General features: G+C 58.2%; 26 protein-coding genes. 17 read left to right on the top strand and 9 right to left on the bottom strand.

Features of this window, described 5'->3' with window-relative positions; genetic code table 11:
• Positions 1 to 459: 459 nt before the first annotated feature.
• Positions 460 to 1,641, bottom strand: coding sequence for a tyrosine-type recombinase/integrase (locus O3303_RS06360; RefSeq protein WP_269561227.1), 1,182 nt, complete (start codon positions 1,639 to 1,641; stop codon positions 460 to 462).
• Positions 1,642 to 1,892: 251 nt separating this feature from the next.
• Between O3303_RS06360 and O3303_RS06365 the strand changes: the two genes are divergently transcribed.
• The 3 genes from O3303_RS06365 to O3303_RS06375 all read left to right on the top strand — a co-directional run bounded on the left by O3303_RS06365 (position 1,893) and on the right by O3303_RS06375 (position 5,325).
• Entirely contained in the window at positions 1,893 to 3,773 is a 1,881-nt protein-coding gene (locus O3303_RS06365) for an SIR2 family NAD-dependent protein deacylase (RefSeq protein WP_269561228.1), read from the top strand.
• A 410-nt stretch (positions 3,774 to 4,183) separates the two neighbouring features.
• Positions 4,184 to 4,618 (top strand): helix-turn-helix domain-containing protein, encoded by a 435-nt coding sequence (locus O3303_RS06370; protein ID WP_269561229.1) that lies wholly within the window; start codon positions 4,184 to 4,186, stop codon positions 4,616 to 4,618.
• Between the two features lie 14 nt (positions 4,619 to 4,632).
• Positions 4,633 to 5,325: an IS630 family transposase gene (locus O3303_RS06375; protein ID WP_269561884.1), complete on the top strand. Its 693-nt coding sequence runs from the start codon at positions 4,633 to 4,635 to the stop codon at positions 5,323 to 5,325.
• Here O3303_RS06375 and O3303_RS06380 read toward each other — a convergent pair.
• On the bottom strand, positions 5,322 to 5,660 hold the full coding sequence (locus O3303_RS06380) for a hypothetical protein (RefSeq protein WP_269561230.1): 339 nt from the start codon (positions 5,658 to 5,660) through the stop codon (positions 5,322 to 5,324). The two genes, O3303_RS06375 and O3303_RS06380, sit on opposite strands and share 4 nt — an antisense overlap.
• Positions 5,661 to 6,019: 359 nt before the next feature.
• Here O3303_RS06380 and O3303_RS06385 point away from each other — a divergent pair, with 359 nt between their 5' ends.
• The 4 genes from O3303_RS06385 to O3303_RS06400 all read left to right on the top strand — a co-directional run bounded on the left by O3303_RS06385 (position 6,020) and on the right by O3303_RS06400 (position 8,908).
• A complete protein-coding gene (locus O3303_RS06385; protein WP_269561231.1) occupies positions 6,020 to 6,370 on the top strand; it encodes a hypothetical protein in 351 nt (116 codons plus the stop codon).
• Positions 6,371 to 6,523: 153 nt separating this feature from the next.
• Positions 6,524 to 6,919 (top strand): hypothetical protein, encoded by a 396-nt coding sequence (locus O3303_RS06390; RefSeq protein ID WP_269561232.1) that lies wholly within the window; start codon positions 6,524 to 6,526, stop codon positions 6,917 to 6,919.
• A 345-nt stretch (positions 6,920 to 7,264) separates the two neighbouring features.
• Positions 7,265 to 7,816: a DNA-processing protein DprA gene (locus O3303_RS06395; RefSeq protein WP_269561233.1), complete on the top strand. Its 552-nt coding sequence runs from the start codon at positions 7,265 to 7,267 to the stop codon at positions 7,814 to 7,816.
• A 264-nt stretch (positions 7,817 to 8,080) separates the two neighbouring features.
• Positions 8,081 to 8,908, top strand: coding sequence for an aminotransferase class IV (locus tag O3303_RS06400; RefSeq protein ID WP_269561234.1), 828 nt, complete (start codon positions 8,081 to 8,083; stop codon positions 8,906 to 8,908).
• A gap of 372 nt (positions 8,909 to 9,280) precedes the next feature.
• On the opposite strand, the gene O3303_RS06405 is transcribed toward O3303_RS06400, so the two are convergent.
• The 6 genes from O3303_RS06405 to O3303_RS06430 form a co-directional block, all read right to left on the bottom strand.
• Positions 9,281 to 9,421 (bottom strand): hypothetical protein, encoded by a 141-nt coding sequence (locus O3303_RS06405; RefSeq protein ID WP_269561235.1) that lies wholly within the window; start codon positions 9,419 to 9,421, stop codon positions 9,281 to 9,283.
• A 294-nt stretch (positions 9,422 to 9,715) separates the two neighbouring features.
• Positions 9,716 to 10,510 carry a thymidylate synthase gene (locus O3303_RS06410; protein WP_269561236.1) on the bottom strand — a complete coding sequence of 265 codons (795 nt, stop codon included), beginning with the start codon at positions 10,508 to 10,510 and terminating at the stop codon, positions 9,716 to 9,718.
• Positions 10,511 to 10,631: 121 nt separating this feature from the next.
• On the bottom strand, positions 10,632 to 10,931 hold the full coding sequence (locus tag O3303_RS06415; protein WP_269561237.1) for a TIGR03643 family protein: 300 nt from the start codon (positions 10,929 to 10,931) through the stop codon (positions 10,632 to 10,634).
• 91 nt (positions 10,932 to 11,022) lie between these two features.
• Complete coding sequence (locus O3303_RS06420) at positions 11,023 to 11,502, bottom strand: SRPBCC family protein (RefSeq protein ID WP_269561238.1); 480 nt, start codon at positions 11,500 to 11,502, stop codon at positions 11,023 to 11,025.
• 25 nt (positions 11,503 to 11,527) lie between these two features.
• Positions 11,528 to 11,977 (bottom strand): DUF4265 domain-containing protein, encoded by a 450-nt coding sequence (locus tag O3303_RS06425; RefSeq protein ID WP_269561239.1) that lies wholly within the window; start codon positions 11,975 to 11,977, stop codon positions 11,528 to 11,530.
• A gap of 127 nt (positions 11,978 to 12,104) precedes the next feature.
• Complete coding sequence (locus O3303_RS06430; protein WP_269561240.1) at positions 12,105 to 12,344, bottom strand: hypothetical protein; 240 nt, start codon at positions 12,342 to 12,344, stop codon at positions 12,105 to 12,107.
• A gap of 180 nt (positions 12,345 to 12,524) precedes the next feature.
• Here O3303_RS06430 and O3303_RS06435 point away from each other — a divergent pair, with 180 nt between their 5' ends.
• Entirely contained in the window at positions 12,525 to 14,825 is a 2,301-nt protein-coding gene (locus O3303_RS06435; protein WP_269561241.1) for an efflux RND transporter permease subunit, read from the top strand.
• A 78-nt stretch (positions 14,826 to 14,903) separates the two neighbouring features.
• Here the strand turns inward: O3303_RS06435 and O3303_RS06440 are convergent, their stop codons facing one another.
• A complete protein-coding gene (locus O3303_RS06440; RefSeq protein WP_269561242.1) occupies positions 14,904 to 15,395 on the bottom strand; it encodes a hypothetical protein in 492 nt (163 codons plus the stop codon).
• A gap of 54 nt (positions 15,396 to 15,449) precedes the next feature.
• On the opposite strand from O3303_RS06440, the gene O3303_RS06445 reads away from it, so the two are divergent.
• The 9 genes from O3303_RS06445 (at position 15,450) to O3303_RS06485 (ending at position 25,962) form a co-directional block, all read left to right on the top strand.
• The gene (locus tag O3303_RS06445; RefSeq protein WP_269561243.1) at positions 15,450 to 16,043 is read left to right on the top strand and encodes a hypothetical protein; all 594 of its coding nucleotides are present in this window, start codon (positions 15,450 to 15,452) and stop codon (positions 16,041 to 16,043) included.
• 140 nt (positions 16,044 to 16,183) lie between these two features.
• The gene (locus O3303_RS06450; RefSeq protein WP_269561244.1) at positions 16,184 to 16,534 is read left to right on the top strand and encodes a hypothetical protein; all 351 of its coding nucleotides are present in this window, start codon (positions 16,184 to 16,186) and stop codon (positions 16,532 to 16,534) included.
• A gap of 57 nt (positions 16,535 to 16,591) precedes the next feature.
• The gene (locus O3303_RS06455; RefSeq protein ID WP_269561245.1) at positions 16,592 to 17,992 is read left to right on the top strand and encodes an SWIM zinc finger family protein; all 1,401 of its coding nucleotides are present in this window, start codon (positions 16,592 to 16,594) and stop codon (positions 17,990 to 17,992) included.
• Between the two features lie 3 nt (positions 17,993 to 17,995).
• Positions 17,996 to 19,567 carry a DUF5691 domain-containing protein gene (locus O3303_RS06460; protein WP_269561246.1) on the top strand — a complete coding sequence of 524 codons (1,572 nt, stop codon included), beginning with the start codon at positions 17,996 to 17,998 and terminating at the stop codon, positions 19,565 to 19,567.
• Positions 19,568 to 19,732: 165 nt separating this feature from the next.
• Complete coding sequence (locus O3303_RS06465; protein ID WP_269561247.1) at positions 19,733 to 20,833, top strand: ATP-binding protein; 1,101 nt, start codon at positions 19,733 to 19,735, stop codon at positions 20,831 to 20,833.
• 66 nt (positions 20,834 to 20,899) lie between these two features.
• Entirely contained in the window at positions 20,900 to 21,976 is a 1,077-nt protein-coding gene (locus tag O3303_RS06470) for a hypothetical protein (protein ID WP_269561248.1), read from the top strand.
• 4 nt (positions 21,977 to 21,980) lie between these two features.
• Complete coding sequence (locus tag O3303_RS06475; protein WP_269561249.1) at positions 21,981 to 24,326, top strand: DUF5682 family protein; 2,346 nt, start codon at positions 21,981 to 21,983, stop codon at positions 24,324 to 24,326.
• Between the two features lie 152 nt (positions 24,327 to 24,478).
• On the top strand, positions 24,479 to 24,838 hold the full coding sequence (locus O3303_RS06480) for an Imm51 family immunity protein (protein WP_269561250.1): 360 nt from the start codon (positions 24,479 to 24,481) through the stop codon (positions 24,836 to 24,838).
• 11 nt (positions 24,839 to 24,849) lie between these two features.
• Positions 24,850 to 25,962: a VWA domain-containing protein gene (locus tag O3303_RS06485; protein ID WP_269561251.1), complete on the top strand. Its 1,113-nt coding sequence runs from the start codon at positions 24,850 to 24,852 to the stop codon at positions 25,960 to 25,962.
• The last annotated feature ends 67 nt before the right edge of the window (positions 25,963 to 26,029 follow it).

Consider the following 26,029-nt stretch of genomic DNA (forward strand, 5'->3'; position numbering starts at 1 on the left):
TATTCATAATAATTCCCTTTCAAAACTGCTCACCTACTCACCATAAAAAAGCCCCCACTTCATAAAGCAGGGGCTTTTTCATTACTTGATAAGCTGTTCAAGCTGACTCCATGCATGAACGACCTGGATAAAAGCTTCGACAAGCAAAGGAATACTTATCAATAGTGCTTTTACCACCTTAAGAGGTTTGTTTTTCTTCCACTTCTTGGAAGAACAAGGCTTTTTGCGAGCCATAACACAGGGGGTGTTGGGCAGGCACTCGATGAGTACCTGCAAGACCAATCGAAAATCTCACGATCTGGTGGTGGTCTAGAACCGTTATGAAGCGAGGCCACCCTGCTTCAATCCCCTAGCGGCTTGTAAAGCCTAATCCCCACGGTCGGGACGCTCACAAATAAGCAGCGTATTTGTGAACTGTGCAATAGCATAATGGATATTTTGCGTGCTCGTGCTCCACTCCTACCCGAAGATCGTCACCTTGGCTAGCTGCTCTGCTAGGTTACGCTTACGGTCCGCATAGATGCTGAAGCTTTCAAGGGTCTTGTGACCTGTGATGGCGGAGATCTTCGATATCGGCAGACCAGCCTCCAAACAGAGGTTGATGAATGTCCGCCTGCCGGTGTGAGCCGTGATAAGCTCATGCTTGGGCTTGTATGTCGTTACTGGGTTTTGCCCGTTGAAGCGAACAATGGTTTCGTGGTACTGCAGGCTCGGCATCATGGCCGTAATCCGACGAATGATCAGGCGATAGTATTGGTAGTTACACTTCTTGACCAAGCCCCTATCAATGATCTGACGAGCGATAGGTGTAATAGGAATCACGAGCCGCTGCTTGGTCTTCTGAGTCACCACAACTATTTCATCGCCGATGATGCTGGTGGCCGGATTGAAGAATACATCCGAGTAGCGTAAGCCGGTCACACACATCAGTACGAGCGTGTCACGAATCTTCAGGTGCGCCTTCTTCTGCAGCGGTAGATTCACCAGCTCCTCGAACTCGTGGCGCTCGAAGTAAATCACGTTGTCATCGCGCCGCGGCAGGTTGAACTTATAGCGCTTGAAGTGTCCGTCTAGGTTCAACTCTTCAGCAAAGCAATTCAGGACCATAAGCACCTTGGTCATGTATGTCTGGATGCTCGTATTCGTCAGCCCACGCTGAATCAGGAAGCCCTGGATGCGGTACATCTCCGCTTCATCAACAAGGCGCACATCGAGTTTAGGGTTGTATTCGTGGAGACACGTATTGAGGCAGGTAAGAATCTTGACCTGACTGCGCGAATAAGAGTAGCGCCGCATATCAATGAACCGCTCAAAGATTCCAGTAAGCGTACGCTCGTGATCAGGTGCAAAAGCCTCCTTGGCCTTCTCGTAAGCCTCCTTCATAGCTTCGACAGTAAGATCAATACCAAAGCTAGTTAGTTGAGCCTGCGCCGCTCTGAGCGATGAAATGACCTCGTTCAGCTTTGCATTAATCCGGGGTGCATCCTTACCTAGTGCCCTTCCTCCTATAAAGTTGTCAGGGTCTACTGTTAGCCCTGTCGAGATCACCCACTTGGAGCCCCGATGCTGCCACTGGACGGAAAGCGGCTGCTCTACTTTGTTCTTGTTTACGTTCCGAATGAACGGTTTGATGGTTGCCATCTTGTCGATGAGATTACGCCAATCATAGGACTATTCCTAGACAGGCAAACCTCTAACACTGAAGCGACTTCTGACACAGTTTGATACAATTTTTAACATGCTAATAAGCATAAAATCAGATGGTTATATGCCATAAAAGTTCTAACTAAAGCCGACTATGTTAGCCATAGTGACTACACATATTCTTAAGACCCAGAGCGAAGTTTTCTAACTATAGGTAACTTCACGGACGTACATCCAAAGCAAAAACAATGGACAAAGAGTCACTATTTCAATCCATTAAGAAAGAGGAAGTTATAATATGGGCAGGTGCTGGATTTTCCAGATATGCTGGTTACCCGATGGGCGGTGAGCTAGCCAAAACCCTCTATGATACTCTAGTCGCAAGTGAAAGGAAACAAGTTGACGAGAATTCCTCCCTCCCTAAACTAGCAGATGACTATATCGCGCTCAAGAAGGGAAATCGTAGTGCGATCACTTCTGAACTTATAAAAGCATTTAAAAAGAACCCTAGGTCAACCCAATTCCACGATTTGTTAGCCAAGCTTCCTCACTTTAAGAACATAATCACTACTAATTATGATACCCTTTTTGAACGTGCCTATGGAGAAAGGGCACATCCAATAGTAAAAGGAAATCATATAGCTATCGGGAACAAGGATTCTGTCAATATCTTTAAAATTCATGGCGACCTTCTATTTCCCGAATCAATAATTATATCCGATTACGATTACAGAAAGTTTTTCAACACACAAGAAGATAGTCTTCTATGGACTGTAGTGAAAGGATTAGCAGCCAATAACGTTATACTATTTCTTGGATATGGATTCGAAGATCCGAACATAGTAGCAATGTTTGAGAGGATTCAAGATCAATTAGGAGATTTTACAAAAGGAGCATACTTAGTCGCACCTGGCATTGATGAATTAAAGAAATATAAGCTCGAAAGCAAAGGAATTATTTATATAGATTCTACTGGTGAAGAATTTATTCAGGAACTTTATGACAGTATAAAAAAAACTATTGTTTTTGACACAAACGACAATAATACATGCATTGATACTGCAGGGAAATATCTAGATGGATTAGGATTCAAGCCTATTTTAGAGGCAGAAAATGGAAGATTTAAAATAGCTAATCTGGTAGGAAAAGACAACAGAAGCGTTAATTACTCTGTCAAGTTTAATATAAAAAACAACGAATCTCTTGTAAAGAAAGTAAGAAGCATCACTTCCGGTGAAACGATTGGAAGAATAGAGTTAACTTATAGTGACTTTTCAAGTCTGCTATTTGAAATTGAAGGAATACACATGCCTCTTGATAAAGACGGCAAATATGTTATTGCCTCTCATCCAGTCCGGAAAGGCAATTTTGATGTCTTATTCGAAGAATGCGATCACGAGTTCACTGATTTGCATGGATCGGCTTTTCGCTCAAAAAACGAATATAGATTTGAAGTAAAATATAAATCATTCGATTTTACCGTAACCACTATAAGAGACTTACCTAATGCAAAGAAGTATACAATATCTTATGAAAATAATACCGTATTTAAAAATACGTCAGAAGCGCTTGCAATTGAAGAATTTATAAAACACGTTAGATTGGGTGGAAAAGTAAAATTGCTCTTCGAAAACGAGTCCTCATTTTACGGCAACTTAGGCAAGATCCCTAAGTTAGCTAAGGAGTCTCACGCTTATATCAGATACATTAACCTTCTTAAATTAGTCGAAAAGACATTTAACTTAAGGTTTAGCAACTTCACTTATAAAGATGAATGCTCAGACTCTCAAACTCTGGCAGATATACTCAATCAAGTAGAAAATAGGAGAAAATGGACTGAAACAATAAAAGTCAACCTTTCAGACGATACTAAGAGGTTACATGAATTAGTGGGCAAAAGAAATGAATCACAGATAATTATCAACGAGCAAGTTTCTCGAAACTTTGATATGCATGGAAAAACAATAACAGTAAAATATTCATCCCTCGTAGCTATACTAAATCCTATAGTAAAGTATATCACGAAAGATCAAGCATTTTATGTATCAAGTAGAACAAATAAGATTATCGAAAAATATGTATACCCACAAACAGATTTTCTTGAAACCGAACGAAATCTAGACATTTAGCCTGACCAACATTGAAAGAAGTTAAAAGCGAAATTAATTAATACTGACAAATAGATTTGCCAATAAAAAAGCCCTTGACAAACCAGTTAGGGCTTTTTTATTGGCAAATCTATTTGTCTTCTTTAGCTCCTTCTACTTCATCATCTTGACAACGATTGCCTGTGTGCTACTTAGGCGTGCCGATACACTATACAAGACCATCTTAGCTACTGCAGGGTCTAGCGCATTCAGCTCCTTCAAATACTGACCGAACATGTCACCACCTGATGCTGGGTTTGGAATCGCCAGGTAGAGTGGCTCAGCCAGCTTTGGATTGTTTACCTGAACGATGATGCAGGCCAAGGATTGATCTGCCTTTCTCACTAGTGCTTTACCCGTATAGTTTTTAGAACAGTTTCGTATAGAGGGGCATGAGCACTTCCCCTGCTATCGAACTGTCAGTCACCGAGCAAGCGCAGCTGCAGCGGCTGGTGCGCAAAGGCACGGCCCCGGCCCGGCAACTGAACCGGGCACGCATCCTGCAATTCAGCCACCAGGGACACGCGCCCGATGCCATTGTCATCTTGCTGGGCGTGAGCCGGGCCACGGTGTACAACATACGCCGCCGCTACCGCCAGCAGGGGCTGGCCGCGGCCCTGCACGAGAAGCCCCGCAGCGGCCAGCCCCGCAAGGTGACGCCCGCCGTCGAGGCCACCATCACGTCGCTGGCCTGCACCGATGCCCCGGACGGCGCCTCGCGCTGGAGCATTCGGTTGCTGCGCGGACGCCTGATCGAGCTGGGCGTGGCCGTGGGCGAGGAATCGGTGCGGCAGGTTTTAAAAAAAGCCAGCTCAAACCCTGGCTGAAAAAGCAGTGGTGCCTGAGCCAGCTCGACGGTGAGTACCTGGCCAAGTTGGAAGACGTGCTCGAGCTGTACGCGCAACCGGCCCACCCGGGGCGGGCACGTTTGTGCTTCGATGAGCGGCCCTGCCAGCTGCTGGGCGACAAGCTCGCCGCCTTGCCCGCCCGGCCGGGGCAGGTGGCCAAGCAGGACCACGAGTACGTGCGCCACGGCACGGCCGTGGTGCTGCTGGCCTACGACCTGGACACGGGCCAGCGCTACGCGCAGGTACGCGCCCGGCGCACCAAGGCTGATTACGCCGACTTTGTGCACCACGTGCTCACCACGCACTACGCCGACGTGCCGCGGGTGGACCTGGTGCAGGATAATTTGAATACGCACGCCTACGGCTCGTTTTATGCGCACCTGCCGGCGGCGCAGGCGCGGGCGCTGAGCCGGCAGGTGGGTTTTCATTTCACGCCCAAGCACGGCTCGTGGCTGAACATGGCCGAGCTGGAGTTTTCGGCCCTGGCCCGCCAGTGCCTCGACCGGCGCATCGCCTCCTTGTACGAGCTGACGCAGCAGGTACAGGCCTGGGCCACGGAGCGCAACCGGCGGGCCGTTAAGGTCAACTGGAGCTTTACCGTTGCCAAAGCCGAAGACAAACTGCAGCACTGGTACGAAAAAGTCAACCCGGTCAACAAGCCCGAACCGCCACTCCAGACCGGCTAAAAACTATGCGGGCAAAGCACTAGGTCTTCGATAGTAACTGTGCTGCCACCGCCACCAGGCAAGGATGTCTTATTCGAAATCAGATAGCCTGCCTTGAGGTCTAGCCCCTGGGCACGCTGAGTTTTCAAGCCCTTGGTGGCGTAGTTATATTCCTCCTGCGAAGTGGCTGCTCCAAGCAGCTGACTGGTTGTCTTGCCTTGAGCGAAGGCGGTGAAGGATAGGAAAGTAAGGGATGCTGCTAGTATGAGTTGTTTCATTAGTGGGGTTTTTACGTCCATAAAGCTAATGTTCTTGGATGGAGGCAACAAAACCCGATAGCTTTGAAGCTTCGACATATCTCAAAGTCTATGCCCCCTACCCATACTCAGATCATCTTTGCCAGAGAGATTATGGCAAACCTAAAACTCCTACCTATTGCGTTTCTACTAGCGGTTCCTGCTGTGGGGATCTTCGACTATTTCAATGATACCAAACACAGAATATCCAATGATATCATGTTAGCAAGCATCGTTTTCTCAATACTAACATGGTTTGCGTTTATGGCCCTGAGATACATTTACAAAGCATTTAAATGGGTGAGTAGTACTTCCAAAGCTCCCCTGCAGTAGGAGGCAAATTCTACACTGTCTTATGATGATACACTTGTTAGGCTCTAAGCATTGCGTAGCTTGGAATCTCTAATCACTACAGACCTATGAACATTCCAGAAGCAATCGAACAACTGCAGAAGATCAAACAGGAAATACGTAACGTCAGTGACACCCATTCACTAAAGTACCGTGGCGGTAGAGCCCTCGAAATCATCGGCAAAATAAAGCCGAACGAAGGGCAAGATGCTGAAGAACTGGAAGGCAAGAAGCGGTCGGCTGCAGAAGCTATCCATCTAAGCCTAGACAGGGAAACTAACTGGGCGATGTATTCCCATGAGGACTCAAGAAAGAAGAAATCTAAGAGCAGTGCACAGACAGCTAGCAACGATCTTCAACACGCTGTAGGGCACGTGATTGATGATATAGACGAATTCATAGACCGAATCTCCGAATAGACCCACATGATGCATTTACGCTACGCATACCTTATCATCTTGGCAGTATTGGTATCCTTTTGCTCTTCTGCTCAAGGGTCACTAGATGCACTAGATGAGAAGAATGGTTTTAAGGACGCCAAGTTTGGGGCACCGTTATCATCCTTTTCAAACATGCAGCTCGAATTTGAAGGCAATAGGGACAAAGAGAAGGTTTATAGAAGGAAAGATGATTCTAATAAACTTTCTGATATCCAATTAGAAAACGTAGAATACACATTTATTCAAGATAGGCTAACATCTGTACGATTCTTAGTCCGAGGAAAGAGTAATAGAGAACAAGTTTTGAAAGCACTACAATACTCATATGGCACGGGCACTGAAACATTTATAGGTAGAAGTTGGGAAGGTAATATTGTTAGGATGTCGTATATGTTAGGAGTAGATTCAGAAAAAGGTGGAGATATAGGTATATGCGAAATCATCAGCAAAAAGATGTTAAAAGATATCTCTGATAGCAAAGATCAAGATCAAGAAAGCAGAGTAAGAAAAGCTGCTAGTGATCTTTAAGCTCTTATAGATCAAGGCGCTGCCCTCGTCATTCCAATAGTGATGAGGGCATTCTATATCACACAATACTGTCTTATGATGATACACTTCACAAGCGCATTATACCGCTCAGGTCACACGCAAACCATTCAGGTACGGTAACACAGGAAGTGCCTTCAGAGTCCTACCACGAGCGCCTATTCATTCAATACAATACCCAGCCTCCTCGTGGGCCTTGCGAACCCTGACGCACACATTACCAGAATACAAGATCTGACGAGCCATCAACTCTCACAATTGATACAAACGTTGTAGCAACTGATACACCTTTCCCCACCCTCCAGCAGTCGCTCCAAGTGTCATAAAATGTTTGATTGTGTCACCCAGGGCGGGCTGCTCACCGAATTCCCCTTCGGTACCCAACCTGACAAGTACAATTTTCCTTCGAGGAACAGAATTATTGCGGGCCTCTCCGACGGCACCGTGCTGGTGGAAGCCGCCAAAAAAGGCGGCGCCCTCATCACGGCCGACCTGGCCCTGGGCTACGACCGGGACGTGCTGGCCGTGCCCGGCCCGCTGGGCTCCCTCGCCTCCGAAGGCTGCCACGACCTGATCAAAGCCAACCGCGCCGCCCTGTACTCCGAGCCTGCCGACATCGAGCAGCTGCTCAACTGGGACCTGGCCCTGCACCTAACCGGCAAGCCCAAAAGCCCCACTACCTACGACCCGCTGGATTTCACGCCCGAGGAACTGCAGCTGCTGCTGGTGCTGCAGGCGGCCCCCAACCGCGAGGAACACCTCGACACGCTGGCCTGGAAAGCCCAGCAGCCGGTGCACCAAGTGGCTTCCCTCCTGCTGGGGCTGGAGTTCCGCAGCATCCTGAAGGCCCTGCCGGGCAAACGCTTCGGGCTGCTGTGAGGCATAAAAACAGTAGTCAAAAATCGTGGAACGTCAAAATGTTCCACGGGGAACCTTGCCTATTCAAACCCTTTATCCAGGCTCTAGTGGCAAGTTTTCAGTCGCTTAGCGGCAGATAAAAAAACAGATTGTTTTTTATCTGCCGGCTAGTAGGCAGTGATTTTCGGCTGGCCCAGCCCGATAAGCGCGCTGTAAATAGCCAGTGGACGACAACTCCACCGGTTTTGTCAACTGGTTCCGGCCGGGGCTGCTTTCTTTGCGGGCATGATGGTGCTTTTTAACGGCGAGCTACTGCCGGCCGACGCGGTACGTCTGCCGCTGCCCAACCGGGGCCTATACTTCAACGACGGCTTCTTCGAGACGCTGGTGTGGGAGCCGGCCGGCCTGCGCTACCTCCCCTACCATCTGGCGCGCATGCAGCGGGCGGCCGCCGCCCTGGGCCTGCATTTGCCGGCGGCCCTGGCCACCGGCGCCACCCTCACCGCCACCGTGCGGCAGCTGGCCGCTACTGCCCAGGAGCCGCTGCAGCGCATCCGGCTGCAGCTTTGGCGCAGCGGCGGCGGCCTCTACGCCCCAGCCACCGCCGATGCGGAATGGCTGGTCACCAGCCAGCCCTTCACGGCTACGGAAACGCCCATCCTGCGGTGCGACTTCGCGGAAACGGTGCGCACGCACGCCTCGCCGGTATCGTTCTGCAAAGGGCCCAATGCCCTAACCTACGTGCTGGCGGCCCGCGAGCGGCAGCAGCGCGGGCTGGAAGAATTGATTTTACTCTCGGGGGATGGCTACGTGGCCGAAACCGTGGCAGCGGCCATTGGCTGGATCTGGCAAGGAGCCGTGTACGTACCCGCCGAAGCCGCCGGTGGCGTGGCCGGAACCCGGCTGGCCCATCTGCGGGCAGTGGCCGCTACGTTGGGCTTGCCCTGGCACGAGGGATTATACGAGCCGGCCGGATTGCTGCAGGCGGAAGCCGTTTTCACGGCCAACATTGCGGGCATTCGGCCAGTGCAGGCTGTAGCCGGTCATCTGTTCAACTCTGAAACGCACCCGGTGCTACGCCAGCTACAGGTTGCAGAGCGTACATCAGGCTGATTAGCGCTGCCGGCGCTGTAAGCCGACAATCAGCAAAATAGATATTTAAATAATACTATACAGACACTTCCACTGAACGACTCCGTAACTGGAACCAGCTGTCAAAAAACTCCTGCAGATCCGCTTCCGTAACGTTGTTCTGGCGCAATACTTCATGCCGGTCGCAGTGGGTGCCATCGAGGGCATAAAGGGCAATCCAGGCACGATGACGGCGACTTAGCACCGGAGATGGCGGGGTCGAATGGCCAGGTAGAACCATTGCACAAACAGGTAGCGCAGAGATATATAGCATACCTCAGATACGCAGCCAGCTTAGCAGTTGGATTTTGGGCACAGATGTCGATTATCCAATTTCCCGTATTGGGTAGCTCCTTACCGGCGACGTAGCATGGAGTGCACCTGCAGCCGCAGCCAGCCAGACATATAAGTAGCCAGGTCGGCTTCCGTTACTTCGTTCTGCGCCAGCACTTCCCGGCGGCTCAGAAAGTTCGATTGCAGCGAGTAGAGAGCCACCCAAGCCCGATGCTGCCGGGATAAACCAGCCGCTGGAGAACCCGCTAGAGAACCCATGAGCTGCGTGTTATTGCCAGAAAGTATAGTTGCTATCATGCCGATACCTACGGCATTATTCCTGTTTTCAGATTTAAGGTTTCTCAAATTGAGCTTAAAAAATCTTTTTGTCGGAACTTTTTTCGGTAGAATGAATCCCTCCTACCTAAGGCAGACAAAATCAGGAAGCGCCTTATCCGTTGGTTTTATGGACTCTCGTAGAACGTTGCCATCCAATCCAGTGCTGCCAGCGGCCGGCTACACGGCCACCGGGGCCTTGATAGCGGGCCAGGGGTCGTAGTTTTCGAGGGTGAAGTCTTCGTATTGAAAGGCGAAGATGTCCTGTACGGCCGGGTTCAGGCGCATGCGGGGCAGCGGGCGGGGCTCCCGGGTGAGCTGCAGGCGGGCCTGCTCCAGGTGGTTGCTGTAGAGGTGGGTGTCGCCGCCGGTCCAGATGAACTCGCCGGGCTCCAGGCCGGTGACCTGGGCCATCATGAGCGTGAGCAGAGCGTAGGAGGCAATATTGAAGGGCACGCCAAGGAACACATCGGCGGAGCGCTGGTAGAGCTGGCAGCTGAGGCGGCCGTCGGCCACGTAGAACTGGAACAGGGCGTGGCAGGGCGTCAGGCGCATGAGGGGCAGCTCGGCCACGTTCCAGGCCGAAACCACCATGCGGCGCGAATCGGGCTGCGTGCGTAGCAGGTGCACCATCTGCGCAATCTGGTCGATGCTCTGGCCGTCGGGCGTGGCCCAGCTGCGCCACTGCTTGCCGTAGATGGGGCCCAGCTCGCCATTTTCATCGGCCCACTCCCGCCAGATGGTCACGCCCACGTCTTCCAGGGACTGGTTGCTGGTGTCGCCACGCAGAAACCAGAGCAGCTCGTGGATGATGCTTTTCAGGTGGACTTTTTTGGTGGTTACCAGCGGAAAGCCCTGCTGCAGATCAAACCGCATCTGGTAGCCGAACACCGACTGCGTGCCGGTGCCGGTGCGGTCGGTTTTCTGGGTGCCGTGGTCGAGGATGTGCTGCAGCAGGGTGTGGTACTGGTTCATGGAGCGGATTGTAGCGTAAGCTTTAGCTTGCGCCGAAGCGAACAAGCCGCCAAAAATAGAAAAAGCCGCCCGGTTCGGGCGGCTTTTCTGGCAGGATGGCTTTCGGGGAAACGCGGCGCGTTTACCGCTTGCTGATTTTGTTGTGGGTGATGCTGCGCTGCTGGTTGCTTTTGAAGCCGTCCACGTCGTCGGAGCGGAGGGCGCGGTGCTTGGTGGCGCGGCCGCTCATGCGGGCCCGCCACATCCGGAACGAGGACGCCTTCATTTCGCGGCGCATCAGGGCAATGACGTCCTTTTCGGCCAAGCCAAACTGGGTTTCAATGGCCTCGAACGGCGTGCGGTCCTCCCAGCCCATTTCGATGATTCGGTCAATGTCTTCGGGAGATAAGGCAGCGGCAGGTTGGGCAGGATTATCGGGCATCGGATGGCAGATTGTGCGGGGCTAACATGCCCGACGCTTCTGCAACCGCCGGGCTTCGGGGGATGTTTCGGGGCACAGCCGCCGCCGGCCGTTACTGCGCCGCCAGCACTTCACGCCACTGGCCACTTTCGGCATAGTGTTTTACCACGCGCCCACGCGCCACCAGAAACTTCCGGAGGTAGCGTTTCAGCACCAGCGCATCCACCACTTGGCCCAGCCAACCCAACGGAGAGGCAAACTCGAACACGTCCCGCATCAGGGTACCAGCATCCTGCACTTGAAAATGGTGCTCATGGCGCATGCGTTTAAAAGCGCCCTGCTGCATTTCGTCGCAGAAATACCCCGGGGCCTCAAATGCTGTTACTTTGCTCGTCAGCGTCTGCCACACGCCAAAATGCCGCGCCCGGAACGTGACGGAGTCGCCGAGCTGCAGCACGCCGCGGCGGACGCCACCGATGATTTGCTCCTGGGTTTGGCTGGCCGAAATGGTATGCAAATCCATACTTAACGCCAGCTGAAAACAGCGGGCCGATGGGGCGTTGATGAATGTCAGGACTTCGATAGTGGGCATAACACTCTTACAATTAGTTGCTTGCTTATCTTACACTGTGCGCCAGGCAGGCTTCCCTGAAGCTTACTATATTCTGCTTTTTAGCCTGCTTTAAATACCGCTTGATTGGCGCATAGCCAACAGTTTGAGGCACATTGACCGAGAAATAGCCCGGCAAATGACTTTCCTCCCAATCACAGCCCAGCTTCTCCAAAGCCTGTTGCACCGCACTCTTCATGTCCGCCTGCAGCAGCATAATCTGCAGCGTGGTGTTGCCGGATTCCTCTTCCAGTCCTTTCACAACCAGCTGTCCTTCCTCCATCTCCGCCAGCACAATGTCACCTAACGAGTAGCTCGTCACGAAAAACGGCACATTATCGAGCCTATATAAACCTTGTTTTTGGTCGACTACTTCAGCCCACAGGCTTTCCACATAATCCTCATCAAGCACCGTATTGAAGAAATGAAAAACCACTTTAACTGAGGCTGACTCCATGGAAATCGTATTAAGCTGTTGACAGGTATCGGTAAAATCACTTGCCTAAAAAAAGCCTATATAAGCGAAATACCCCACGCATGTTTACATACGTGGGGTATCAATTACTTGCTCAGGATAGGCTTGCTTATAACGACTTCACGGCCGGCGCTACTGCCGGAGCCGGCGTAACAGCCGCCGTTTTGGCGCCTTTCTTCATGCAGCACGAGGGCGTGCCGGCCGTGGCGCCGGTTTTGGCGCACTTGGCGGCCATTTCGGTGGAGCAGGCTTCTTTCTTCTTGCCTTTGCCGGCGGCTTTGTCGCCCTCGTGGGCAACGGCGGAACCGGCGAAGGCGAACAGGGCGAGGGCGAGCAGGGCGTTTTTCATGGGTAGTATCGAGGAAAGAGGAAACAAATGGCCAAAAGCCCGGGTTGGCTCCTGGTTGCCCTAAAGTAATGCGGTTTCGGCAGAAACCCGCGCCGCGGCGGCCCTACCTTTGTGGCGGCGCTTCGGCGGCCACTTTCCGTTCAATGATGCGCGCAGCCCCGGCGGCGCGGCACTGGTTTTATGCCCCTTCGCAAACTCGCGCACCTTACCCTGCTGGCCCTCGGGCTACTGACGGCTTTGGCCGGTTTTTTCGTGGCCCAGCTGCGGTTCAACTACAATTTCAACGACTTCTACCCCGCCGGCGACCCGGACCTGGACTACTACGAGCAGTACGCGGCCCGCTTCGGCAACGACAACGACTACGTGCTGCTGGGCCTGGAAGCCCCGGCCGGCCAGACGGTGTTCGAGCCCCGGTTCCTGACCAAGGTCGATTCGCTGACGCGCTTTATCCGGGCGCGACGGCACGTCACGCAGGTATCGTCGCCGACCACGGCCAGCAACCCGGTGGTGGAAGGGCTGGGCGTGTTCAACGTGCCCTACCTGCACCCCCAGGAGCCCGCCCGCCGCGCCACCGATTCGGCATTGGTGTACCGCACGCCGGGCCTCGTGGGCAACCTGATTTCCCGGGATGCGCGGGCCGTAACGGTGCTGTTCCAGACTTCGCCCAACCTCAGCAAGCCGCCCGGCGACTCGCTGCTGGCGGCCGTGCGCACGGAGCTGGCCCGCCAGGGCATCCCCGAAAACGAGTACCACATGGCCGGCAAAATGGTGGCCCAGTCGGTGTTCGTGGACCGGCTGCAGATGGAGCTGCTGGTGTTTATGAGCCTCTCGGTGGTACTCGTGACGGGGCTGCTGTGGCTCACGTTCCGGACCTGGTGGGGCGTGGTGCTGCCGCTGGTGGTGGTGCTGGGCTCCATTCTGTGGGGGCTGGGCGTGATGTCGGCCTTCGGGGTGAGCATTGATTTGATGACGGCTTTGCTGCCGGTGATGCTGTTCGTGGTGGGCATGTCGGATACCATCCACATCATCACGCGCTACGTCACGGAGCTGGGCTACGGGGCCAGCAAGAAGGATTCGCTGCTGATTGCGCTCAAGGAATCGGGCTTCGGCTCGGGGCTCTCGGCCCTCACCACCAGCATCGGTTTCTTCACGCTGATGACCAGCACCATCCGACCGATTTACAACTTCGGACTGTTTACAGGCATTGCCGTGCTGCTCACCTTCTTGCTCAGCTTCACGCTGCTGCCGGCCATGCTGCTGCTGCTGCGCAAGCCCCAGCTGCGCATTCCGCGCGAAACCGGCCACAGCTGGGACGGCGTGCTGGGCCGGATGTTCCGCACGGTGCTGGCCCGGCGGCACTGGGTGGTGGCCATCAGCGCGGTGGTGCTGGGGCTGTCGGTGGCCTCGGCCTCGCGCATCCGCATCAACTCGGCGCTGCTCGACGACCTGTCGCAAAACGACCCGGTGAAGCTGGATTTCAAGTTTTTCGAGCGGCAGTTCGCCGGCGTGCGGCCTTTCGAGCTGGATTTGAAGCCGGCCCCCGGCCGCTCGATTTACGACCTGGACGTGCTACGCCAGACCGAGCAGATTGAGAACTACCTGCAAAAGGATTACGGCCTGAACTTCGTGGCCTCGCCCGTCACGCTCATCAAATCGGTGCGCAAGGCCCTGAACGGGGGCCTGCTGACCGAGTACCGGCTGCCCGACTCGGAGGCCGAGCTGGCACGCCTGACGCGTAAGGTGAAGCTGTTTCGCAAGAAGCCGGAGTTCCGGGCCCTGGCCCTGCCCGACGGCTCCGAGGGCCGCCTCACCGGCCGCATGCCCGACGTGGGCAGCATCCGGGCCGATGCCCTGAACGCCGGCCTGCGCCGCTTCCTGCGCACCTCCGTAGACAGCACCGTGCTGCAAACCCGCCTCACCGGCTCGGCCAACCTCATCGACAAAAACAACGAAAACCTCACGCTCAACATGATTACGGGCATGAGCATCGACATTGTGATGGTGACGCTGATTGTGCTGCTGCTGTTCCGCTCGGTGCGCATGACGGTGGTGGTGCTCATCCCCAACCTGGTGCCCATCCTGATTGTGGCCGGCGTGATGGGCGCGGCCGGCGTGAGCATGAAGGTGAGCACCAGCATCATCTTCACCATTGCCTTCGGCATTGCCGTCGATGACACCATCCACTTCATCTCGAAGCTGAAACTGGTGCTGCTCAAGGAGCCCAGTTTGTTCAAGGCCGTGCGCAAAACCTACCTAATGGCCGGCAAAGCCGTCATCGTCACCTCGCTGATTCTGGTAGGCGGCTTCTCGACGTTGATCTTTTCTTCCTTTGACGGCACATTCTACGTGGGCCTGCTGATTGGTCTGACCCTGCTGTTCGGGGTAGTGGCTGAGCTGACTTTGCTGCCGATTCTGATTCTGGCGTTCTACCGTCACCGACCCAAGGAAATACGGCAGCCGGTACCTCTACTGGAGGCTTAGACGCATTTCTACACGTAAACGGCCGGCCCGCTTTTGAAAAGTGGGCCGGCCGTTTTTTGCTACTGGCTTGATCTTATTTTAAGGTTTGGCAAGCGTCAGACCTACTGGTGCCAGTTGTGGGCCTTGGTCGTAGAGGTTGATATAGAGCAACATGGGTTTGGCACTGCCGGACCAGGTCACCTCATACACATCCAGCATCCCCATTCCGCCTATAATGCCGTTGGGCGTTTTGAAAGCACAGCAGCTCCCGCGCCGCCGGTAGCTAATTTCCTCGCCGCCGGGGCCGCGCAGGGCATTCAGGTAGCTTTGCTGATTGCGGGCACCAGAATCCGTTATACCACCCACGCAAATGGGTTTCTGCTGCGTCACGCCGTATTCCGGGTCGGTGGCTATGGCTAATCCGGCGGCCGGCGCTACGGTTTGGCGCGCGTTGTCGTAGTAGCTTTGCGGCAGGTTGGTTGAGCCGGTGATGTTCGGCTTATCGTTGGTACCGGACGTAGTTTTGGCGGTCTTGCAGGCCGAAGTACTCAGCACTGTCGATAGACTTAGAAGATAGAAGATACGTTTCATAGGCTCGATTTAAGCAAAATCGTCTTTCTCCCCACTCCTGCCCCCTGCTTTGTTTTGATTTATTCATTCATTTCACGCCGCTTCTCCTTCGTCATCCTGTCAGCGAGTCTGACCCTGGGTTCCGCCCTCGCCCAAACGCCTACCACCGCCCCGCCCGGCGACCCGCTGCCCCGCCTGATTCAGGAGCGCCAGCAGATGGTGCAGCAGTACGAAGATGCTGCCTCCCAGCGCAATGCCTTTCTGGCCAACAAGCCCAGCAAAAAAGACCTGCAGGAAGTAGTGGACGCCCTGAAAGGCATCATCCGCAAAGACACCGAAATCGTACGCGCCGTGCAGGCCGGCACCCTACGCAAAACCGCCGCCGTGGTGGCCGAAAACCAGCAGGTGAAGCAGCTGGCCACCGTGGCCCAGACCGACCAGAGCAGCACCCAGGAGCGGTTCCACGACCTGGAAAACCAGATTGCCAACCTCCAGGAGCGCGACCGGCAGCGCGACAAAAAGCTCCGGGACCTGCAAGCCACCGCCGACGAAGCCACCGCCGCCCGCACCAGCCGCGAGCTGCTGGCCGCCGCCCTGGCCGTGCTGTCGGCCGGCCTGCTGTTCTATGTGCTGAAGCTGCGCAGTGCGCCGGTGAAGCGCCGGAAGTAGTACACCAACCAGCTGTCATCCTGAGCGGAGCGAAGGACCTTATCATGTTAGAACACAGCATTGAACAATTGTCGTTGTAACGGGATAAGGTCCTTCGCTCCGCTCAGGATGACAAGGTATTCTCACCCACTCTCCCCGCCATGCTCATTCCCGCCGCCCAGTTCCTGACCTACGCCGAGGCGGTGGCGCTGTACAACCAGCTCAAAGATGCCGATGTGGATGCGCTGGTGAAAACCTGCGGGCCGCCCTCCTTCCCCTTCGGCGACGGCATGTACTACCAATTGTTGATTGAGGAAGCCGACGTGCCGCTGGCCCAGGAAACAGTGGAAGTATTTGAGCTGCAGCGCGCCGCGCCGAAAGCCGTGCGCTGCCCCAGCTGCCGGGCGGAGGGAGCAGCGCCGCTGGCCCGGCCGGCGTGGTGGAAAAAACTGGTGTATGCCGGCACCACGCTGCACAAATGCCCGCAGTGCGGCGCGGAATTTCCGGTCTGAACCCCTACTTTGCTCCGGTAACCGTCCCGCTTCGGCGGGCCCAACCGTGACTCTGTTTTGACCTGGACCGAAGAACAGGCCCGCGCCCTCATCACTGACCCCGGCACCCTGAAACGGGGCCAGGAGCTGGCCGCCCCCGCCAAGTGGGGGAACCTGGGCCGCACCGACAGCGCCGCCTGGGGGGAGTGCAAAGGCAGCGGCAGCAAGCCCTACCAAACCGGCATCGACCTGACCGGCCCCGCCTTCAAGTGCTCCTGCCCGAGCCACGCTTTTCCCTGCAAGCACGGCGCAGCCCTGCTCCTGCTCTTGGCCCGGCAGCCCCAGCTGCTAAGCACTACCACGCCCCCACCGTGGCTGACGGAATGGTTGGATAAGCGCCAGCAAAACCAGGAAAAAAAGGTTGTCAGGACCCAGGAGCCGGCCGCACCGACTGCCGACCCGCAAGCCACCGAGGCCGCCGCGGAAGCCGCCCGCCAAAAGCGCGAAGCCCAGCGCCAAACCCGCATGCAGCGCGGGGTGCAGGAGCTGGAAACCTGGCTGGTGGATATCATGCGGGCCGGCCTCGCTGCCACCGACCAGCAGCCCCGCAGCTACTGGGAAAACCAAGCCGCCCGCCTCGTGGACAACCAGCTGCCCGGCCTCGCCACGGTGGTGCGTGAGCTGCCCACGCTGCGCCACCAGGGCGCCGATTGGCCCGCCCGGATGCTGGCCCGCCTCGGGGAGCTGTATCTGCTGGTGCGCGCGTTTCTGCGGCTGCCCGAGCTGGCCGAAGATGCCCGCCAGGAGGTGCTGCAGCTGGTGGGCGTACCCCTCAGGAAGGAAGACGTGCAGGCCACCCAGCCCGCCATACCCGACGAATGGCGCGTGCTGGCCCTGACCACAACCGAGGAAGAGCGCCTGACTGTGCGGCGCGCCTGGCTGCAGGGCCGCCAGACCGGCCGTTTCGCGCTGGTGGTGGAGTTTTCCTTCGGCGGGCAGGCCTTTGTCACGCCCCTGCTGCCCGATGGCTCCTACGCCGGGGAGTTGACGTTTTATCCGGGATTACTGCCGTTGCGGGCTATTCCCGGCCAGCTCACATTTCAAGGCACCAGCCAGGGAAGCAGCGCCCCCACCGGCAGCTGCGGGCCAGCGCAGCTGCTGGAGGAATACGCCGGCGCACTGGGCCGTCAGCCGTGGTTTCGCGAGTGGCCGGCCCTGCTTACCGGTGGTGTGCCCGTCCCTACCGCCGAGGGCTGGATGCTGCGGTTTCCGGCCGGGTCCGGCGGGCCGGATGCAACCAATGGTACTTCCCGGGAAAACACCACCACTGCCATTCGCCTGCTCTGCGACGACCTGTTTGGCTGGGAGCTACGGGCCATCAGTGGAGGGGAACCGCTAACGATATTCGGGGAATGGACCGGCCAGGGCCTGCGCCCGCTGGTAGGCTGGAACGCCGTAGCGGAACGACAAACTACCTAGCCGATGCCCGAAAGCCCCACCTCCTCGCCCACCCTGCGCCCCGCCGCCGACTGGCAGCGGCTGCTACGCGTGGCCCTGCTGGGCACCCGCCAAAGCCCCGACGAGCTGCCCGCCGTACCCGGCTTCGCCCTGCCCGACCCCACGCCCGAACACCGCGAAAAGCACGCCCTGCTGACGGCCGGCGTGCTAAGCACTATTCGTAAGGCAGGCTACCAACCCATCGTGGCCGCCGCTTCGTTGGCCGCCGTAGCGCCCCCCGAAACGCAGGCAGACCTGGGCCCAAACGGCACTCAGCTGCTGCAACAGCTGCTTGAAGGCCAGTATCCGGAGTTACTGCCGGAGTTCCTGTCGGCGCTGGCCGATAACCAGCGGCGGGCGCCGCATCAGCTGCTGGTGCTACTGCTGGAGCATGCCCGCTCCCGGCCGGCCCTGCACCGGGCCGCCGCGGCCGTACTCGGGCAGCGCGGGGCCTGGCTGGCGGCCCAGAACCCGGCGTGGCAGGCGCTACTGGCGGCCTCGGAGCAGGCGACGGAGGAAACGGCCTGGGAAACCGGCACCATCGGGCAGCGGGCCTTGTACCTGGAAGCGCTGCGCCGCCGCGAGCCGGCCCACGCCCGCGAGCTGCTGGCGGCAGTACTACCCCAGGAGCCAGCCCGGCACCAGGCCCAGCTGCTGGCAACGCTTCAGTCGCAGCTTTCCTCGGATGATACGCCGCTGCTGGAACAGTACCTCACCGCCAAAAGCAAGGAAGTACGCCAGACCGTAATGCCCCTGCTGGTGCGCCTGCCCGACGCCCCGCTTGTGGAGCAGCTCTGGCAGCGGGCCGAGCCGCTGGTGCGCCTCAAAACCGGCCTGCTCAGCAAAAAGCTGTTGGTAGAGCTGCCCGCCACCGACTGGGATAAAACCTGGCTACTCGATGGAATTGAGCAGAAGGACGGCCGTTTTCAGGGCGAAAAAGCGGCCGTGCTCGGGCAGCTTCTGTCCCTGATTCCGCCCCGGCGCTGGGCCGACCACTGGCACCTCACGCCTGCCAAAATCCTTGACCGGGCCGCCGATACTGAATGGGCCGCGCTGCTGCTCACGGCCTGGGCCGAAGCCGCCGTGCTGCACCAGGACGCCACCTGGGCCGAGGCCTTGCTGGAATGGTTTTACGAGCAGCCGCGCAAGCAGCTCTCCACGTTGCCCACCGCTGGTCTGGCCCAGCTTCTGCCGCCGGGCCGCCTCACCAGCGTGGTACTGCCCCTGCTCAACGCCACGCCGCACCTGCACCCGGAGGTACGCTGGCTGCCATTGCTGCAGCTGGTGCCCGCGCCCTGGCCGGAGCACCTGACGCACCGGGTGGTGGAGGTGTTGCGCGATACCCTCAGCAAGCCCGCCGAGCTGTACCGCATTCAGTACGCGGCCGGGCAGCTGCTGGAGTACATGGCCCGCGTGGTGCCCGCCGCCCAGTACCGCCTCTGCGCCGAGCCCCTGCAGCCCCTGCTCCAAGATGTACCCTACCTGCACAACAGCGTCGTGCGCCTGCTCAACACCCTGCACTTCCGCCAGCAGCTCGCCGAGGTACTGCTCGAATGAACGATGTAGAGACGCAATATTTTGCGTCTCCCGCCAGAACGACCGGAACTACCACACAGAACAAGGCCCTTCGCGTCTGCCGCCAGAACGAGCGGAACCGCACAGGTAAAACAACCTCAGCAACGACGAGACGCGAAGGGTCGCGTCTCTACACCCATCAAATCTATGTCTACCACGCCCGAAACCGCCGTCCTGCGCCCGCACGCCGAGGATGTGTACGCCGAAGAGCTGGCCGCTCTGCGCGCCGCCGACCACGACCGGCCCAAGCCCCCGAACTGGCACCTCTCGCCCTGGGCCACCGTCACGTATTTGCTGGGCGGCAAGCTGGATAACGGCTTCGAAATCGAGCCCAAGTACATCGGGCAGCGGCGGCTGATGGAAATTGCCGTGGCCACCCTGGCTACCGACCGCGCCCTGCTGCTGCTGGGCGTGCCGGGCACGGCCAAAAGCTGGGTGTCGGAGCACCTGACTGCGGCCATCAGCGGCCGGTCGGATTTGCTGGTTCAGGGCACGGCGGGCACTTCCGAGGACGCCATTCGTTACTCCTGGAACTACGCGCGCCTCATTGCCGAAGGGCCTTCTCTGGGCGCGCTGGTGCCCTCGCCCCTGTTCAAGGGCATGCAGGAAGGCCGCCTGGTGCGCCTCGAGGAGCTCACCCGCATCCCCTCCGACGTGCAGGACACGCTCATCACCATGCTCTCCGAAAAAGTGCTGCCCATCCCGGAGCTATCCACCGAGGTGCAGGCCGTGAGCGGCTTCAACGTCATTGCCACCGCCAACGACCGGGACAAGGGCGTGAACGAGCTCAGCAGCGCGTTGCGCCGCCGCTTCAACACGGTGGTACTGCCCCTGCCGACCTCCGCAGAGGAGGAAGTGCGCATTGTGCAGACGCGGGTGGAAAAGCAGGGCAAGGCGCTGCAGCTGCCCGTGGAGGCCCCGGCCCTGGAGCAGATCAGCCGCCTCGTGACCATCTTCCGGGAGCTGCGCTCGGGCGTGACGGAGAACGGCAAAACCAAGCTCAAAAGCCCCAGCGGCACGCTCAGCACCGGCGAGGCCATTTCGGTGATGAACAGCGGCCTGGCCCTGGCCGCCTACTTCGGCGACGGCACCCTGCGCGCCCACGACCTGGCCGCCGGCCTCACCGGCGCCGTGCTCAAAGACCCCGTGCAGGACCGCACCGTCTGGCTCGAATACCTCGAAACCGTGGTAAAAGAACGGGACGGCTGGAAAGATTTGTACCGGGCGTGCCGGGAGGTGGTGGAGTAGTGTATGGAATCCTAGCCAGTCCTGCATCTGGTAACCAGAGCTGTACTATCAGCGCATCGAAAGCCTATGAATACCAGAATCATCAAACAGTTATTCTTCCTTCTTGCCGTCATACTGCCGCTAAGGTCCAACGCTTCTACTGAGTGGCGACAACCTCTTTTAGGTAGCGCTGCGGATATAGTTGTAGTGAAGAACCACATCTGGGTGCTTGATAATGGCGGGCAGATAACAGTGTATACTACTGGTGGGGCAAAAGTGCAGATGGCTTCCCTTCGTGGCATTCAGGCACAGCTTATTGCCAAAGCAGGAGATGATATAGTAGCTCAGACAGACCAGCAACTGCAGCAGTGGAGCAGCAAAGATTCCACTTGGCGTGTCATTGGAAAGCTGTCTGTCAATGCGTTTGCACTGGCAGTCACAAGCCGGAACCATATTTTCGCCATCACTGAAAAGGGCGTCCTGGATGTCGCCACGGGCAAAAGCTATTTGCCTGATTCATCACCCAATAATCAGCTCAGGGAGTTGAAGAAGCTAGACAAACCCGCCGCTTGCTTTCTGGATAAAGACGACACCATCTGGCTGGGATTCGGATATGGTGAATGGGGCGGAAATATCTTCGCTTACGACACGCAGCACAAGAAATTCACCAACCTGGCTTTTAATTCATTCGCAATTAACCTGCACCCTATCAAATCCTTCTTTCAACTCCCCTCCAGTGTGGGCACTTCTTCTGGTTTGCAGCACATGTCCAACTCCGGTGCCGTGGCCGAGTTCAGAAACCAGAGCGCCCAGGTGCTGTATAATTCCCGGAATGATCGGGACACCAGCACAACCAGACAACCTGCTTTCAGGACTACTACGCCATATGTCGGGCCAGCGACTTACGATACCGCTACCAACACTATCTATGTGTATTCCAACCTAGGGGTTTATAAAGGTTCGTACGGCACCAACCTTTCCCGATTTACATCATGGACACAGGTATTTCAACCCAAACTGCACTGGCGCAATGGCCAGCCTGATGCAGTTGGCTCACCGATGAATGTATTGAAGATGCTTTCCTTGGGCAACGGGAAACTGGTGCTGCTGACTCAAAACGACGGAGTGGGCATCTGGGACGGACAGGCATTCAAACTACTCTAACCCAATGCCCACCGACCTTCGCCTTTTTGGTATCCGACACCACGGGCCCGGCAGCGCCGCCAGCCTCGTGCACGCCCTCGACGCCTATCAGCCCGATGTGGTGCTGCTGGAGTGCCCCGCCGATGCGGAGGCCGCGCTGGCCGCCGCCCTGCACCCGGAGATGGTGCCGCCAGTGGCCCTGCTCGTGTATAACCCCAAGCAGCACCAGCAGGCCTCATTTCTGCCCTTCGCCGAGTTTTCGCCTGAGTGGCAGGCCATCCACTGGTGCCACCGCCACGGCGCCCACCTGCGCTGCTTCGACCTGCCCATGGCCCTGCGCTTCGGGATGCCGGATGAAGTGCCTGACGTTGCACCTCTCCACCTGGCCCCCTCGGAACCAGCTCTGGAAGCTGAATTTAACTCAACCACGGAAGCGCCAGAACAGGATGTAGAGCTAGAATTAGAAGCTAGTTCCCCCTCTCTACCGGAGAGGGGGTTAGGGGGTGAGGCACCGGATCGGGACTCAGCGGGTGAGGTCCCCCGGGACCCCATCTCCTACCTGGCCGAGCTCGACGGGTACGCCGACGGGGAGCGGTGGTGGGAGCTACGCCTGGAGCAGGCTCCCGGCCACGCCGACACGTTTGCCGTGGTGCTGGACCTAATGACGGCCCTGCGCGAGGAGCTGAACCTGCCCGAAACCGAGGAAACCCTGCTGCGCGAGGCCTTCATGCGCGAAACCATGCGCGCCACCCTGCGCCAGGGCTACCAGCGCGTGGCGGTGGTGTGCGGGGCCTGGCACGCCCCGGTGCTGCGGCCCGAGCTGCTCAAAAAAGAAGACAAAGCCCGCCTCAAGGGCCTCAAGAAAGTAGCCACCGCCGCCACCTGGATTCCGTGGACGTTTGAGCGCCTGTCCACCGCCTCGGGCTACGGGGCGGGCGTGGGGTCGCCGGCCTGGTACGAGCTGCTGTTTACCACGCCCCGCGCCGAGGTGGTCACGCACTGGATGGTGCGCGCCGCCCGCCTGCTCCGCTCCCGCGACCTGGACGCCTCCGCCGCCCACGCCATTGAGGGCGTGCGCCTGGCCCACACGCTGGCCGCCGTGCGCGGCCGCGAGCTGCCGGGCATCGAGGAGCTGCAGGAAGCCGCCGTGGCCATCCTGGGCGGGGGCTACCCCGAAACCCTGGAGCTGGTGCAGCGCGAGCTGGTGGTGGGCGAGCGGCTGGGCGCGGTGCCGCCCGAGCAGCCCGCCACGCCGTTGCAGCAGGACGTGCAGCTGCAACAGAAAGCCACCCGCCTCAAGCCCGAAGCCACCGCCCGCACCCTCGACCTGGATTTGCGCAAGGAGCTGGACCTGAGCCGCAGCCACCTGCTGCACCGCCTGCGCCTGCTCGATATCCGCTGGGGCCAGCCGCGCCGGGCCCACGGCAAGGCCGGCACCTTCCACGAGCTGTGGGAGCTGCAGTGGCAGCCCGAGTACGCCCTCAACGTGCTGGATGCGGGCCGCCTGGGCAACACCGTGCTGGCCGCCGCCGCCGCCAAAGCTGCTGCCCGCGCCGCCGAAGCCCCCGACCTGGAAGCCGTGAGCCAGCTGCTGGAAGAAGCCTTGCAGGCCGACCTCGGCCCGGCCATCGGGGCGCTGGTGGCCCGGCTCGAAACCCTCTCGGCCGGCACCCGCGACGTAACCCACCTACTGGCGGCCCTGCCCCCGCTGGTGAACGTGCTGCGCTACGGCAACGTGCGCCGCACCGAAACCGTCCAGGTAGCCACCGTAGTGCACCACCTGATACCGCGCCTATGCATCGGCCTGCCCCAAGCCTGCACCGGCCTCGACTACGACGCGGCCCGCCAGCTGCTACCCCGCCTCGAGGGCAGCCACCAGGCCATCCGGCTGCTGCAGGACGACGCTCAGGAAGCCGACTGGTACGCGGCCCTGGCCGTGGTGCTGCGCAATCCGGCTTCGTCGGGCCTGCTGGCCGGGGCGGCGGGGCGGCTGTTGTTCGATGCCCACCAGCTGGCTCCCGATGCCGCCGCCACGGCCCTTGGCCTGGCTTTGGCGCCCGCCCAGCCCACCAGCTACGCCACCGCCTGGATCGAGGGTTTTCTCAGCGGCAGCGGGCTGCTGCTGCTCCACCACCGCCCCCTCTTCGACCTGCTCAACAACTGGCTTGGGGAGCTGCCCGAAGACACTTTTCGGGAAATCGTGCCTCTGCTGCGCCGCGCCTTCACCGATTTCAGCCTGCCCGAACGCCGCCAGCTCCTCGACCTCTCCCGCCAGGACCACCAGCCGGTTGCCGTTGCCGGCGAAGACGACTTCGACCTGGAACGCGGCCTGCAGGTGCTGCCGGGGCTGCGGGCGTTGCTGGGCTGTTGAAATATTGCAGCACGATGTAGAGACGCAATATTTTGCGTCTCGTCGTTGACCGGCATCGTCAGAAGATTGACGTAACAACGTCAGCAACGACGAGACGCAAGATGTTGCGTCTCTACACCGTTCCAATTATCAGCCGTCGTACCTTGCCCGCTATGCCTACCACCTACCCTTTCCTGGTTGCCGATTTGGCAGAGAAGGCCGAGCCCGGCCGCCAGGAGCGCATTCTAGTCAATCTTTCCAGCATGGATGACTACTACAACGTGTTTGAGAAGTACGGCTTCAGCGGCAGCGGTGCCAGCTGGGCCGAGCACATCGAAACCATTCTGGAGGAGCACGCCCCGGCCCTGCTCGACCACGTGGAGCTGGCCGGCCAGGGCGAAATCTTCCTGGCCTTCACCGACGGCCCCGCCGCCACCGAGCAGTTCCTGGCCCTGATCCAACCCATTTTCGGCGACCTAGGCAGCCTCAGCAAATACCTCGCCCAGGCCGACCCCGGCGACTTTTTTGAGTAATCACCTGCTCTATGAAACCTGCTACTGACACCGCCACCCGCTGGAAGCTCGTGCTGGGCTCCGAGGCCGATGCCCAGAACCAGATTGCCTTCGATACCGACTACCGGGGCATGGACGACGTGCTGACCTCGCTCTATGATCAGTCGGAGCGCAAGGCCGGGCTGGGCGGATCCGCGCCGCGCGTGAGCCGCTGGCTGGGCGACATCCGCACCTACTTCCCCACCGACGTGGTGGCCGTGATGCAGCGCGACGCCATGGACCGCCTGGGGCTGCACCAGCTGCTGCTGGAGCCCGAAATCCTGCGCACGGTGCAGGCCGATGTGCAGCTGGTGGGCATGCTCATGTCGCTGAGCCGGGTGATGCCCCAGAAGGTGAAGCACACCGCCCGCGAGGTGGTGGGCCGGGTGGTGAAGGAGCTGGAGCAGAAGCTCTCGAACCCGCTGCGACAGGCGGTGCAGGGCGCGTTGAGCCGGGCCGTGCGCAACCCCCGCCCCCGCTACCGCGAAATTAACTGGGCGGCTACCATCCGGGCTAACCTCAAGCACTACCAGCCCGAGCAGCGCACCATCATTCCGGAGCGGCTGGTGGGGTTCGGGCGGCGCGGGCAGGCCCTCAAGGAAGTTGTGCTGTGCGTGGACCAGAGCGGCTCCATGGCCTCCTCGGTGGTGTACGCGGGAGTATTCGGGGCGGTGCTGGCCTCCATCAAGGCCGTGAAAACGCACATGGTGGTGTTTGATACCAGTGTGGTGAACCTCTCGGAAAACCTGCAGGACCCGGTGGATTTGCTGTTCGGGGTGCAGCTGGGCGGCGGCACCGACATCAACCTGGCCCTGGGCTACTGCCAGCAACTCATCACCCGCCCCACTGATACCATTCTGGTGCTCATCAGCGACCTGTACGAGGGCGGCAACGAGCAGCAGATGCTCAAAAAAGCCGCCGCCCTGCGCGCCGCGGGTGTCACGGTAGTAGCCCTGCTGGCCCTTTCCGACGACGGCGCCCCCAGCTTCGACCGGCGCGTGGCCGAACAGCTGGCCGCCCTCGACATTCCCTCCTTCGCCTGCACCCCGCACCAGTTTCCGGGCCTGATGGCGGCGGCTATTCAGGGCCAGAAGCTGCAGGTGTAGGCCGCACCGGGCGCGGGCGCCTGTTGCGGTGGCATGTGACAAGGCCGAACACCAGCCAGCCCATGCA

The organism is Hymenobacter canadensis (assembly GCF_027359925.1).
Classification (GTDB): Bacteria; Bacteroidota; Bacteroidia; order Cytophagales; family Hymenobacteraceae; genus Hymenobacter; species Hymenobacter canadensis.